Source organism: Sphingomonas sp. 66-10, from assembly GCF_001897045.1.
In the GTDB taxonomy this organism is placed as follows: Bacteria; Pseudomonadota; Alphaproteobacteria; order Sphingomonadales; family Sphingomonadaceae; genus Sphingomonas; species Sphingomonas lycopersici.
In genome coordinates this window covers 1,692-14,898 of record NZ_MKRR01000158.1, presented here as the reverse complement: position 1 = coordinate 14,898, position 13,207 = coordinate 1,692, and the positions used below count along the sequence as shown (strand labels likewise).

At 56.7% G+C, this 13,207-nt stretch carries 11 protein-coding genes and 1 pseudogene; 1 reads left to right on the top strand and 11 read right to left on the bottom strand.

Annotation, left to right across the window (positions count from 1 at the left end):
- Positions 1-1,097, top strand: a 1,097-nt coding sequence (locus tag BGN95_RS24265; RefSeq protein ID WP_286774301.1) for a lipopolysaccharide biosynthesis protein, incomplete at its 5' end; no start/stop codon positions are given.
- A gap of 110 nt (positions 1,098-1,207) precedes the next feature.
- Here the strand turns inward: BGN95_RS24265 and BGN95_RS24260 are convergent.
- The 11 genes and pseudogenes from BGN95_RS24260 to BGN95_RS24210 all read right to left on the bottom strand — a co-directional run.
- A complete protein-coding gene (locus BGN95_RS24260; protein WP_286774300.1) occupies positions 1,208-2,368 on the bottom strand; it encodes a DUF1972 domain-containing protein in 1,161 nt (386 codons plus the stop codon).
- Positions 2,368-3,339: a glycosyltransferase gene (locus BGN95_RS24255; protein ID WP_286774299.1), complete on the bottom strand. Its 972-nt coding sequence runs from the start codon at positions 3,337-3,339 to the stop codon at positions 2,368-2,370. Before BGN95_RS24255 ends, BGN95_RS24260 begins: the two co-directional genes overlap by 1 nt.
- A gap of 61 nt (positions 3,340-3,400) precedes the next feature.
- On the bottom strand, positions 3,401-4,639 hold the full coding sequence (locus tag BGN95_RS24250) for a class I SAM-dependent methyltransferase (RefSeq protein ID WP_286774298.1): 1,239 nt from the start codon (positions 4,637-4,639) through the stop codon (positions 3,401-3,403).
- A complete protein-coding gene (locus BGN95_RS24245) occupies positions 4,636-5,628 on the bottom strand; it encodes a GDP-mannose 4,6-dehydratase (RefSeq protein ID WP_286774297.1) in 993 nt (330 codons plus the stop codon). Before BGN95_RS24245 ends, BGN95_RS24250 begins: the two co-directional genes overlap by 4 nt.
- Positions 5,625-6,668: a glycosyltransferase family 2 protein gene (locus BGN95_RS24240; protein ID WP_286774296.1), complete on the bottom strand. Its 1,044-nt coding sequence runs from the start codon at positions 6,666-6,668 to the stop codon at positions 5,625-5,627. Before BGN95_RS24240 ends, BGN95_RS24245 begins: the two co-directional genes overlap by 4 nt.
- On the bottom strand, positions 6,661-7,488 hold the full coding sequence (locus BGN95_RS24235; protein ID WP_286774295.1) for an FkbM family methyltransferase: 828 nt from the start codon (positions 7,486-7,488) through the stop codon (positions 6,661-6,663). The genes BGN95_RS24240 and BGN95_RS24235 overlap by 8 nt, the downstream gene beginning before the upstream one ends.
- Positions 7,458-8,954: an oligosaccharide flippase family protein gene (locus tag BGN95_RS24230; protein ID WP_286774294.1), complete on the bottom strand. Its 1,497-nt coding sequence runs from the start codon at positions 8,952-8,954 to the stop codon at positions 7,458-7,460. The genes BGN95_RS24235 and BGN95_RS24230 overlap by 31 nt, the downstream gene beginning before the upstream one ends.
- A gap of 18 nt (positions 8,955-8,972) precedes the next feature.
- A complete protein-coding gene (gene gmd / locus BGN95_RS24225; protein ID WP_286774293.1) occupies positions 8,973-10,049 on the bottom strand; it encodes a GDP-mannose 4,6-dehydratase in 1,077 nt (358 codons plus the stop codon).
- A 192-nt stretch (positions 10,050-10,241) separates the two neighbouring features.
- Positions 10,242-11,375, bottom strand: coding sequence for a hypothetical protein (locus BGN95_RS24220; RefSeq protein ID WP_286774292.1), 1,134 nt, complete (start codon positions 11,373-11,375; stop codon positions 10,242-10,244).
- Positions 11,376-11,459: 84 nt separating this feature from the next.
- The gene (locus BGN95_RS24215; protein WP_286774291.1) at positions 11,460-12,755 is read right to left on the bottom strand and encodes a sugar transferase; all 1,296 of its coding nucleotides are present in this window, start codon (positions 12,753-12,755) and stop codon (positions 11,460-11,462) included.
- A 169-nt stretch (positions 12,756-12,924) separates the two neighbouring features.
- A pseudogene (locus tag BGN95_RS24210) lies at positions 12,925-13,207 on the bottom strand (hypothetical protein); the annotation flags it as partial.

Genomic DNA, 13,207 nt, shown 5'->3' with positions numbered 1-13,207 from the left:
CCTATCGCCTCAACGTCCGCGCCGCGGTGACCGCGCGCGCGGTGGTCGAGCCGTGGACGATCTCGATCACCGCCTGGATCTTCTCGTTCATCACGACGCGCGACGGGCTGGTGCTGGCCTATGTCTCGTCGATGCTCGCCGCGCTGACCGCCAGCCTCGTGCCGTTCCTGCGCAGCTACGGTCTCCCCCACGGCTGGTCGCCGCATTTGCGCGAATTGTTCGCGCTCGCGCGCCGCAACGCCCCGCTCGCCGGCGCCGACGCGCTCGAATGGGGGACGCGCAACGTCGACCGTTTCATCCTCGGGGTGATGTTCGCGCCCAAGATCGTCGGCATCTATTATATGGCGCAGCAGGTCGCCTCGCTGCCGCAGAAGCTCAAGACCTCGTTCGATCCGATCCTCGGGCCGGTCATCACCCGCAACCTCGCCACCGGCAACCGGGCCGCGATCGCCGATCAGGTGCGGCAGGTGGCGTTCTGGATCATCGCCGCACAGGGCTGCCTCGCGCTGATGGGGTCGATCCCCGGCGAGGCGGTGATGGGGACGGTGGGGCCGCAATTCGTCGCCGGCACCGCGGCGCTCGCCTTCCTGCTCACCGCCGAGGTGCTCGCCTCGACCGGGGCGGTGTGCGAATCCGCGCTCGTCTATGTCGCGCGCCACCGCAATCTCGCGATCTCCGCCGCGATGCTGCTGTTCCAGGTGGTGCTGAGCTTCGCGCTGATCCTCACGATGCGCGCGCTGGGCTGGCCGGTCGAATATCAGGCGGCGGGGCCGGCGGTGGCGCTGATGACCAGCGTCGCGCTGACCTCGGTGATCAAGGCGCGGCTGCTCGGGCACCTGCTGCAGGCATCGGTCTCGCCGTTGCGCTGGCCGCTGCTGTGGGCGGCGGCGGCGGCGATCGTCGTCGGGGGCGCCTTCGCCGCGCTGCCGCATGAATATGAATGGGCCGAGGTGATCATCGGCATCCCCGCGATCGCCGCGACCTATCTGTTCATCCTGTGGCGCTGGGCGTTCGGCCCCGACGACCGCGCCTTGTTCAGCCGCATGCCGCGCGCGGACGAGGCGACCCTGCCCCACGTCGGCGCGACGACGCGCTGAGTCGCCATACGTGGTGCTAACCGGCGCAAGGCCGGCGTGGAGCCCGCCTCCGCGGGAAGATCCAAGGTCGCCTCGTCGGTCGAAAGCTTCGTACGCAACGGGTGGCTCGGTTAACCGTGCGCGGTATCGGGCAGGAGCACGTCCAAATATTGGCGAGTGATCGCGCTCCAACGATAACGTTCTCGCAACCGCTCTCGCGCTTCAGGCGTTATCAGGCCTGATTGGGGGGACCGGATCAGCTGGCTTAGCTCTTCGACCGAGCTAAAATACGCTCCCTCATCATCGAGAGTCGCTCGATTGAAGACACAATCGAACGCGAGAATCCGATCTGAGTGGAAGATCGCCTCAACCAGGGATGGATTCGTCCCGCCGACGCTATGTCCGTGGACATAGACTGCCGAGCCCGAACGGATCACTGCCAGAGCCGCTTGATCATATACCGGCGGGCGCAAGACGAATCCCGGCGTTCCATGATATTCATCGAATAGAGAACGGCCATATTCCGTAGAATTCCAATTACCGACAAACGTAATTCGTGCTTTCTCCATGCAAGCTGCCTTCAGGATCATCGCAGCATTATTTTCCGGCTCTACGCGCGCGATTGCTAGAAGATAACCATTCGAGTCCGCTCCGACCCCCTCCTGAAGCCTTACTTGATCTGCACCATAGGCAATCATAACGGGGTTTACGCCATAAATTTTCCGAACCATTGGCACCAATGCGTCGTTGTCGGCAATTATTGCGTCAGAATATCGAATCGCTAAAGACTCGAGCGCCTTCAGCAAAGCCCGAGCCAAGGGACCAAATTTGTCACGGCGCCATTCTAGCCCGTCGATATTCGTAACAATCCGATGTCGCCGCCTCACCAGCCTAATGAAAGGCAACAACCATGCTGCCGAGGTACCTAAAAGAAGAATGCAATTATGCTGCCGCGCAAGGGACGCATGAAAGAGCTGCAGCGCATCGTGAAGCAGGCTTTGAGCGCCTCCCGCCGAAAATGGCAGCCATGCGCGACGATGCCCGGCAAATCGGCCCGACCGTTCCGCCCGCGTATAAGCGGATCGCTGACCATAAAGCGTCAACTCCACGCTCTTGGCGTCGACGTGATACGCCAATTGCTCCGCAAGTGTCTCGAAGCCTCCGTAACGTGCCGGAACCCCGCGCGTGCCCACCACAGCAACCCTAGCTTCGGGAAGCGTTGAGGGAATCTGCGAAGAAGACGAACGTGCTGTGGATTCGGACCGCAACGAACTTGCTGACTGTGCCGACATTATCGACCTTTCGACCGATTTTCACTATTTTTCAAAGTCTTACCTCGCCATAGCACGCGCTTCAGTTGCACAATCGCCATCAGTCGATGGCCGATAGTGTGGCCTCGCCGGGCCATTACTAAACCAAGCCTCCATGCAAGCGGCCCTCTCCCCGGGAGAATAGGAGTAGGATTGGTGATCCGCGCCGCTCGTGCGATACAGCAAAAATCTTCGACGAAAGCGGAAGTCTGTATCCCGATAGTCCGGGAAAGCCGGATGCCGCGCTTGATGTAATCGCCCATCGAACGTTTACGTGCCGCCCCCAAAATATTCATTTCATGCTGGCGATACAGACCAAGCTGCTCAGAAATATAAACAATCTTTCCGGCGTGGGCGGCAACAAGCACCAGCGCCCAATCATGCATTGCATAGTAACGCGGGCGAAGGCAGCTCAACGCGATATCGAGCAATGGCTTCGTTATCGCGACAGTATGTCCGATCACCGGGTTCGCGATCAGGAGACGATCCGTTGCGAGGTCCTGCGGTAGGGCGAACGGTCGTCCCTCGTAAAAGCTCTGCCGAAGCGGCTGAAGTGCTGCATCGCATATCTGCACGTCATGGAAGACCAACAGGCGATCCTCGCCTTCCCGCCGCCCGCGGTTAAGACAGTCAAGCATCCGCTCGGTCTTATTCGGGAGCCAGATGTCATCCTGATCACTTAGAAAAATCGTGTCATCTGCTCCGCACTGCGGCGCGATCTGAGCGAAGGCATGAAAGAAGGACAAGGTGACCCCCGGCGCGCAGGACACCATCCTTACATCCAGCTTCGGCCAGCGCGACGTCAACTCTCCCAGAAGTTCCCGCGTGCCGTCGGAAGAGGCGAAATCGAACAGATGCACGACATCGATCGAGCGATTCTGATTCATGATGGAGGCCAACTGAGCCTCCAGGAACCGAACGCCATTGTGCGTGCAAATGATGACCCGAATCATAACCGCCATCTAGCCCGGCAAAGAAACCATTTCGAGTGGCTCGCACCGGAGTGCCGATCGATCACGATCTAGGCGGCACGAGCTCCAACTCGGGCAACGGGAACAGCAACGTGAAATCGGCTAACCGTTCCGACTTAATGAAAAAGTCTCGGAAATGCCACGGAAGAACGAGGAGGTAATCTGGTTTCTGACGCAACAGATCATCCTGCGGCACGATCGGAATCCAAGTACCGGGAGTCACACAGCCATATTTATCAGGATTGACCTCGCCAATTGCGGTGATGAGGTCGGCCCCCAGTCCGCAATATTGCAAGAGGACGTTACCCTTTGTGGAGGCACCGAGGGCCGCGACCACCTTTCCTTCATCGCGCGCGGCCTTGACGAAGGCGACCAATTCAGATCGAAGCCGTTCCGTCCGACGCGCGAATTCGCGATACACTTCTAGCGAAGGGATTCCGCCGCTCTCCTCCTGCTCCAGCAATTCAGCGGCAACGGGCGACTGGCTAGCGCCGCCCGTCTTACCGACAGTAACAGAGAAGCTTCCACCGTTAACATCATTGAACTCGACATCCCGGATAACGAGGCCGGCCCGCTCGGCCATCCAGTTAATCTGCGCAAGGGCATAGAATTCAATATGTTCGTGACACACCGTGTCATAGGAATTACGAGCCAGCATCGTCGGCAGGTAACTCTGCTCGAACACCCAGATCCCATCATCCTCGAGAATTCCCGCGACTTCGCGCATGAATGCGAGCGGATCTTCGAGATCATAGAACATGGAGAAAGACGTCACGACCCGCGCTTTCCGGCCAGGGAAACGCTCCCCGATCAAACGGGCCGTGAAGAAATCCGGAACGATATTGACGTCTTCCGGGTAATATTTTCTGAACTTCTCTGCAGTTGGGTCAACCCCCACAAGAGTGAGGCCGGCCCCCTTGTAGAATCCTAGCGTCGTTCCGTCATTGCTCCCAATATCGACCACAAGATCACCGGGTTTCAAGAGATTCAACGCCCTAATACGGCCCACCTTATTTCGAAGATGCTCGACCATGCTTTGATTCAAGCCAGATCGGTATCCGTAGTTTTCACCGTACATTTCACCGAGATCGTAGCTGCGATCGAGCTGGACCAAACCGCAAGCATCGCTGCCAGTACATTTTACAAGCAGAAGCGGGCCTTCAGTGAGATCAGGATCAGGCGCGTGCGGGAACGTGCCAGTGAGCTTCTGGATTCCGAGATCGAGAATCTCCACCAAATTGTCGTTCCCGCAGATTCGGCAGGCCTTAATCGGGTCAGTCACGCGGTATATCCTCTGTTCGCTGACGCCGACTGCATAGTCTGCAGATCGACGTCCACCATTTCCTTGATCATTTCTTCGAAGGTAACGCTCGGCGCCCAGCCAAGCTGCTCTCTCGCCAGCGCGGAATCTCCGACCAATTCAGTACTGTCCGGCGAGCGCCGTAGCGTCGGGTCCGAACTCACGTATCGGCGCCAATCCAATCCGACGTGATCAAACGCGATCTTGCATAGGTCGGCGACAGAATGAGTCTGCCCCGTCGCAATGACATAATCGGACGGCTGCTCCGACTGCAACATCAACCACATAGCGCGAACCACATCGCGAGCATGCCCCCAGTCCCGCCGCGCGTCGAGGTCTCCGAGGACCAGATCTTCAGCCATCCCGCTACGAATCGCGGCGGCGGCGCGAGTGATTTTCCGCGTGACGAAATCAGCCGATCTGCGTGGACTTTCGTGGTTGAATAGAATGGCTGAGCACGCAAAAGCCCCATGTTGTAAACGCGATATTCCAACCATATTGTGCGCAAACAGCTTCGCCGCTCCATAGGGACTGCGCGGCGAGAATGGGGTTGCTTCGTTCTGGGGACTTGCACGCGTCGCCCCAAACATCTCGCTGCTCGACGCCTGACAGAAACGGCTACGTACACCGCTGCCCTGTATTGCGTCCAACATTCTAGCGACAGCGAGGCCATTAACGTCACCTATCGCAACCGGCTGATCGTACATACCGGAGCCGGTCGAAAATGCCGCAAAGTTATAAATCTCGTCCGGCTTCGCTCGACCGATCAGGGCTGCGATCGCCTCGGCGTCGAGCAGGTCGATCTCGACCAGCTCAATCGCCTCTCGGCGCCGGCTTGCCAAACATCGCCGCGCGCGGTCCGGATCCCGGGATGAACCGATGACGCGATACCCTTTGGCGCAAAGCAGCTCCGCCATATAGGAACCATCCTGTCCCGATATGCCGAAAATAAGCGCGGTTCGGCTCTTCACGCCGAATGCCTTTTGAGAGACAACGCGGCAAGACGGCGACTCAGCGACATCGAAAACCTACTGTTCCAGGCCAGCGCATAGCACGCCGCCCGATAGCGCCCGCCCATGCTAAGCAGCAGCAGCATCGCGATCAGGTTAGCAAGCCGGCCCGGGAGGAGCGCGAAGGCCAGCAGCGGCAGGCGCCGGATACCGGATAGCCGCCGCGCGAAGAACTTGCGATACTCGGTCATGCTATACGATCCGTTTGCGCGGAATCCGAGCATCTTGCGTGGTATTCGCCACGGTTCGGCTGCCGTAACGCGCGCCTTGGCTTCGTCCGAAAACCCGGAAAACGACCAGATCAACGCTGGCCACATGAACATCCAGATTTCAAAGCCCCGCGCACTCCACATCGCGTTGCCAAAACGAATCTGAATCTGCGGCTCACCGAGCAAGAGCACATGGGCGAGCGGCTTTTGAAATATTACACCGACATGGATGAAAAGCGACCCATAGTACCTGCGCCGATCTCGATCGAGCCATAGCTGCCGACGAAAAATGGTCCCCCCGATGAAAGACAGTGGATCTCCAGCATCAGCCAGTAATCGATCACCGTCCGCGACACCGTAACGCCGCAAGCCAGTAAATCCAAATCTTCTTTCTTGCAGCGGCTGATCGCAGTTTGCATCAAGAACCTCTGCATCAACCACCAGCAAGTCCGGGTCTTCTGCGAGAATTAGCGCAAGAACACGGTCAACAGCATTCGGCTTTAGTAGATCATCATCTGTCATCAACCAGACATGCCGACCCGTAGCATAGCCAACGGCTTTGTCGTAGTCGGCATCGACCCCGGAATTTTCCACCTCTCGATAGTAGCGAAGCTGCGGCCAGTCTCTAGCATACCGCTCAACCACCTCCGCTGTATTGTCCGGAGATGCTCCATCGACGATAATCAGCTCTGTTTCGGGACGAAGCTGCGGCAGAATTGTATCGAGTGTTTGCGCAATAAATGCACCGCGTTTGAACGTCGCCATGCATATAGAAAGCTGCGGCTCAGTCATTTCGTCGCTCCCGAGCAGCACGGATTTTTCGCCCGAGAGGCGCTCCCACCACCGGAGCGGAGATAAGCAAGCGAGAGATCCGCCGCCGCAACATCAGTCCGCGGGCGCGGATCATCGAGGCAATATAATCACGCTCCGGGCTGCTCCCCAGCATCTCCCTGTCGCTCCGAGCAGCGTACCAATCGTTCACGCCGGTTCTTCTAAACCGAACATATCCCTCGCTTGCCAACGCGTGACGGACACCGTTTCCGAACAGAAGTGAATTGTCTTCGATCACCAGGATTCTGGGGCGCCAGCGCGAAAGAGTGAAACCCTTCAAAACCGCGAGCTCGTGCCCCTCCACATCGATCGAAACGAACGCGATCTCGCCCGGTTTGGCACCCGCCTCTTCAAGGATGGTATCGAGTGGCGCAGTCCTGACGTCGACCGCACGAACCGACAATCCCTGTCGCTCGATGCTGGTTTGAGCGCCTTGCTCGATACTGGAAACCGCGTGGGATAGCTCCGCGCCCTCGGCCAGCATCAAAGTCGCCACGCCGTGAACGCTCGAAGCGGCGCCCTCAAACACAAATGAGGTTCGCTCGCGTCGCAATCGGGCACAAAGCTCAGGATTTGGCTCGACCAGCACACAGGACCAGCCCGCCTGCTCAAAATATAAGCTCACACTACCGGTGACACCGTCGTTCGCGCCGACATCGACACACGTCCACGGGCCCGCGCCCGGAAACATGTCGGCCAAAATCCGATCTTCACCGAACTGTCCATGAAATCTCTGCATCACGAACGCTGTTACCTCTGTATCATTCTGCTCGCCGCCCACTTCACCATCATCCGCCCCTCGGGCAGCATCAAGCTACCCGTCACCAACGCGCTCAGCATAAACGCGCCTCCGAGAAGGATACGGGACACATCCGAACCGACGATCGGCATAATGGTGATCGCTGCAAACCCGAAACCAACAGAAATGACAAGGGGCGGACCAACACCATGCAACACCCATAACCACCCCTGACCCGGCAAGACATACTTATCTGTCAGGTAAGTTCCCAATATGAAATAGAAGGAATGCAGGACGACCCATGCAATAGCCGCTCCTGTCGCGCCCATATAGGATGAGAGCGCGAATACCGCCGGAAGAAATATAAGGGAGAGCAGTATATTTATGGATAGAGGCACAGATGTCATTCCGCATGATATTTGCAGCGCGTACGGAAAATACATCACGCAATGGATTGCAGTTCCTATCGAAAGGAGAATAACTATAATTGCTGTCTGATCAACAATATTCGGATCCCTTACCCACACGGATAATAGAGAATGGGAGCAGACGATGAGAAACATCGCGATCGGGAATATTATGGTTAAAAACCGACGCGTGAAGCCATGATATTGTCGAGACAGATCCGCGATCGATCCAGATTCGAAGAGGCCGGAAAGACGGGGATAAACAACGTTGAATGCCGGGGTTACCAGACGGTAAAGTATACCGGCCAACGCCGTTGCGAGGGTATAACGCCCGATCTGGTCAAGTGTCGTTGTGCGCATCAGGACAATCTTGTCGATCTGCGAAAAGAGAACGCCTGTTGCCGCAACCGCAGCCATGCCCGCTGAAAAGCGCCAGATGGATTTGATAACCGCCCAGCTGAACCCCGTGGTTGCTCGGCCGCCGATGGCGTGGCGGGCCGCCGCACGCATGGCGAGGGAGTGCAGAGCGCCGACGACAGCTTGCCATAAGAAAAACGCGCGGAGCGAAGGCTCGACGAACATGAGAATGGCAACCGCGCCGACATTCGCGAGCGTTACGCTGGCGATGGTGACGGCGCTCGCCAGATCCACGCGCTGGGCGCCGTTCAGGACCCCGATGTACAAGGTTCCAGGCCACCTCGCGCCGACCGCAACCGCACTCAGGGCGAGCGCCAGTGTTATCTGGTCGACCGAAAGGCTTCCGCTATTGAGCCATTTGGTCGCTATCCACGGAGCGAGGACTGCCAGGCTGGCGGCCATAATCGCCCCCGACACAACAAACAGAATCGACATCGAATGCACTAGGTTTCGAGCATAGGGCATCGTGCCGGCTACCATCGAACGGGCGACCTCACGGCTGACGGTGGGAGAAAGCCCCATGTCCAACAGGGCAAATATACCCTGTAGCGTCAGGTACACGCCGATCATCCCATAGGCTTCGATCCCGAGATATCGAATATACCACGGCACCGCGAGCAATCCGATCAGGGCCGTCCAGCCGGAACTCGCGACGCCAGCGAGGAAATTGCGTCGGTTGGTCACCCGAATGCGCCAGAAGGATCAGTCGTGGAGACCATGTTGTCGAAGCAGGCTTTCGCGTTCAGCCGCCTTCAGGTCGGCAGCAACCATCTCTCGCACCAACGTTTCAAAGTCCGTTCTGGCTTCCCACCCGAGTTCCTTGTGCGCTCGCGTCGAATCTCCCAATAGGGTTTCGACCTCGGTTGGGCGGAAATAGCGGGGATCGACCGCAACCACCCGCCGTCCATGGGCGTCAAACGCTACCTCATCCAGCCCGCTTCCCTCCCAATTCAATTCGATACCAAGTTCGCGGAACGTCGCGTGGACGAAATCCCGAACGCTATGCTGAACCCCGCTCGCGATCACGAAATCGCGCGGCTCCTCCTGTTGCAACATCAACCATTGCATCTCGACATAGTCGCGAGCATGCCCCCAGTCCCGCTTTGCGTCCATGTTCCCAAGGTACAGGCAGTCCTGCAGCCCGAGCTTGATCCGCGCCGCAGCTCGCGTAATCTTTCTTGTTACGAAGTTTTCGCCCCGCACAGGAGACTCATGATTGAATAGAATCCCGTTGCACGCGAATATCCCATAAGCTTCTCGGTAGTTGACCACCGTCCAGTAAGCAAAAAGCTTGGCGACCGCATAAGGCGATCTCGGATAAAATGGCGTATTTTCTCTTTGAGGCACATCTTGTACCAAGCCGTAAAGTTCAGATGTCGAGGCTTGATAGAAACGTGTCCGGTGTGTCATATCAAGCGCGCGAACTGCCTCAAGAAGACGCAAAGTTCCGAGCGCGTTGACATCAGCGGTATACTCCGGCTGCTCGAAGGAAACGGCGACATGACTCTGAGCAGCGAGATTGTAAATCTCATCTGGTCGCGTTTTTTCCAGAAGATGGATTAGGCTTCCACCATCTGTAAGATCGCCGTGATGAAGGAAAAAGCGGACGTCACGCTCGTGCGGATCCCGATATAGATGATCGATCCGTGCCGTATTGAAGCTCGATGAACGGCGCTTGATACCGTGAACCGTATACCCCTTCTTAAGAAGAGTCTCGGCGAGATAAGATCCATCCTGCCCGGTTACCCCGGTGATCAAGGCCGTCTTTCGATTATCCATGATATCCTAACCGTACTCCACATGTCCGATGGTCCGACATATAACTTGTAGTCGCTTCCACACGGACGTCCGCGCTTCACGGGTATGCCCCGCTCGGTCGTCAACTCGTAGATGCGGCCATATCGGCGCGCATTGCAGCGAACAAGCTTGGAATGCCCTGCCAAGCGCCCGCGGATCGTCCCACCTCCAGGATCAGCGCGAAGGGACCCGCGGCACCGTCGACCGGCGCACTTCGTCATCATCCCTAAACAATAGTTGGCAGGTCAGAAACCAAGAAGGAACGAATAGCCACGGATTGTTGTAACCAATTAGTACATACACCGCGAATCGCGCGAACCCCTTCAGGGTCCATCCTGAAACGGACAGGAACAACGAAAGTATCAGTAACAAAATCGTTAACAACGCTATTGGCCCGAGCTGCAGCATGAGCATCGGCAGTTGCATCTCAACCTGATAGGGCTGCTCAGGGTCAGAGGAGAGTTGAGGCATATAAAAACCCCATCCTAATCCTGACCAATTATCCGGGAGTAATCCCATGATTATATTAAATTGGAACTGCTTTGCCCGCAGGCTCAAATCCATATCTGGTCGAATTATCGGCAGATAATTGTAAAGCAGAATTATCGCCGTCACCGCTATAATCGCCGCACCCACCTTGATGTGCGGGCGGCTCCGTAAGAGATATGGCAGCGCGAGGTTGAGACCCAACAGCGCCATGATAACCACGCTCTTGGCTACGAAGACCACAAAGATGGCTACAGCACCGAGCGCCGCCAGTCTCACCCAACGATTCCTGAAAGACGACAGAAGGAAAACCGCCGCCAGGCTGGAGGCCTCAAAGTATATGCGGTAGGTAATCCCATCTGAGCCCTCGACCCTATTAAGTCCGCGCAACCCATAAAGATCGACGCTAGAAACCAGCAGATAGAATCCCATTAAAGCATTGAACAAAGTCAGATAAGTCAAAACACGTCGCAAAAGGAGGGAATCATATCTAACCGCATGATTAATCAGGGGCATCGACCAGACAAAGAAAATAAAACCTAGCAGGTGGGTCTGATCGTATGGATTCCCATATTGGAAAAAATAAACCAACAGACCGACGATTGAGATTCCAAAGGCGATCAATAAGTCACGGCGGTAACTAGCATCCCCTATTCCGACCAGAATAAGTCCCGGTATAACAAAGACTTTTTGCGAAAAGAAGAGGAGTAGCGGCCATATATTGGTCGATAGCGGAAAGGCTAAAAGGCGAATCGATCGCCAAGAGAAAGCGGCAGTATTTTTCGCAGGTGCGTCACTCGCCAGGCCAGCAGAGGCGTTCATTCCTGCAATCCAATCGGCTGCCCGGGCACCATATACATGGCCTCCCCCAGATCCGTGATCGTAACGCCGGAATATCGGACGAGCTTAGCGGGCACCAAAACCACCGATCATCGTTGGGATCGTGCGTAGTGCGATCACGATATCCAGCCAAGCCGAGAAATATTTCACGTAATAGAAATCGTAAGCGAGCTTTTGATTAATCGCATCGATGTCAGTTACATGTCCCTGGTGCACCTGCGCCCATCCGCTGATACCCGGGCGAACAATATGTCGATAGCTGTAGAATGAAATTTCGCTCTCATACCATTTCGACAGCGGAAGCGCTTCCGGACGTGGACCAATCCAGCTCATTTCGCCGCGCACGATATTCAGCACCTGCGGGAGTTCATCGAGTCGCGTGCGTCGTAGAAAACGGCCTACCCGAGTAATGCGGTCATCTTCGTGGCGGGTCATGGCATCTTGACGCGCTTCGTCCTCGTCGGAAGAAATCTCCCGCGCGCGCATCGTCCTGAACTTGAATATTTCGAATACTTCGCCGCGATAGCCAATTCGTTGCTGACGAAATATTACAGATCCAGCAGAATCCAATTTGATTAGAACGGCGATCAGTCCCATGAGAACCATCAACGCAGGCGCCAGTGCAACACAAATAGCCAGATCTGCAAAGCGCTTTATCTTGCGGTATGCGAGATTCGGTATCAGTGAGCCGAAACTATTTTCGGACAGGTGCTCAATCATCACTCTTCCGGTCAATGATTCACTTAACAGCTTCGAATGATAAACTGTGCGTCCACTAACCGCTGCGCGCGCAATTATCCGCTCCCAATCATCATCGTGATCATGACGAAAATCAGCGACAAGCATCGCCCGCGGGTCAGCGGGCACAACCGGGCTTGCCATCATCACCCATTCGGCCGCCCCGATGCTGCGCAGCGATTCGACGTCCCCGCCCGGCACAACATGAAAAAGTGGCTTTACTAGCCGCTCAGTCAAGTACGCGATGGCGTACATCACGATCACGGCCAAAATGAAGCTTACCGACAACACGACGCGGCTATAGGCGAGCCGCATCCCAAAAATCACGACAAGAGCCAAACCGTAAGCCGCAGCGGTCGACGGGAGTATGAAAGCATAAGAGCGGGTACCGGGGAAGTCGTTTACGCGACGCAGCGTCATCAGCGCAGCCATCGAAGCGAACGCGGCTCCCACGACGCTATTATCGATAGCGCGATAGGATTCGACGGTGATAAGCCCCGCGTAGACATAAAGGGCCGGCGCGACGACAGCCACGACCCACATCGCCAATAGTTGAAAACGCAGGCGATTGAAGGCCGCGAAGCTGCGGCTCGGACTCGCAACAATCTGTCTTGTCATCAGCATGGTACCGCCATGCCGCCAGCATCCTGAACGATTGTGTGAGCCATCACCATCGCACGTCTATATAATATGCGCGATCGGTCAACCGGTCGGCACGTCCGATCGCACTCACCAGCAGCCCAATCGAGAACCGACCGACGTGCGCAACCGTGGCCCGCGAGGCCGGTACAGCTCAGCGCTGGTATTTTGTTCCTCGCCGCAGCCAAGTCTTCGTCCAACTTTTCAGGCGCTGCGCGGTGGGAACCCGAAGCGGTCGGCCGTCCTCCTCCCCCGCGACGTTTCGACCCGTCCGTATGTCGACCGGATACCTTCGGTAGATGCCGCGCTCGTCATCAGAAAGCAAAGGCGTATGATAGCTGCATCCGTCGAAATAGTAATGGGTGACCTGACTGTGGCGGCTACGCCCCTCCTGGATAATGGGGCTTCCTCCATGCAAAATGTTAGCGGACCAGATC

Excerpts from the sequence above, each read along its gene's own strand:
- BGN95_RS24260 (WP_286774300.1), bottom strand. The coding sequence starts at position 2,368 with ATGTCGGCACAGTCAGCAAGTTCGTTGCGGTCCGAATCCACAGCACGT.
- BGN95_RS24255 (WP_286774299.1), bottom strand. The coding sequence starts at position 3,339 with ATGATTCGGGTCATCATTTGCACGCACAATGGCGTTCGGTTCCTGGAG.
- BGN95_RS24240 (WP_286774296.1), bottom strand. The coding sequence starts at position 6,668 with ATGACTGAGCCGCAGCTTTCTATATGCATGGCGACGTTCAAACGCGGT.
- gmd (WP_286774293.1), bottom strand. The coding sequence starts at position 10,049 with ATGGATAATCGAAAGACGGCCTTGATCACCGGGGTAACCGGGCAGGAT.
- BGN95_RS24220 (WP_286774292.1), bottom strand. The coding sequence starts at position 11,375 with ATGAACGCCTCTGCTGGCCTGGCGAGTGACGCACCTGCGAAAAATACT.
- BGN95_RS24215 (WP_286774291.1), bottom strand. The coding sequence starts at position 12,755 with ATGCTGATGACAAGACAGATTGTTGCGAGTCCGAGCCGCAGCTTCGCG.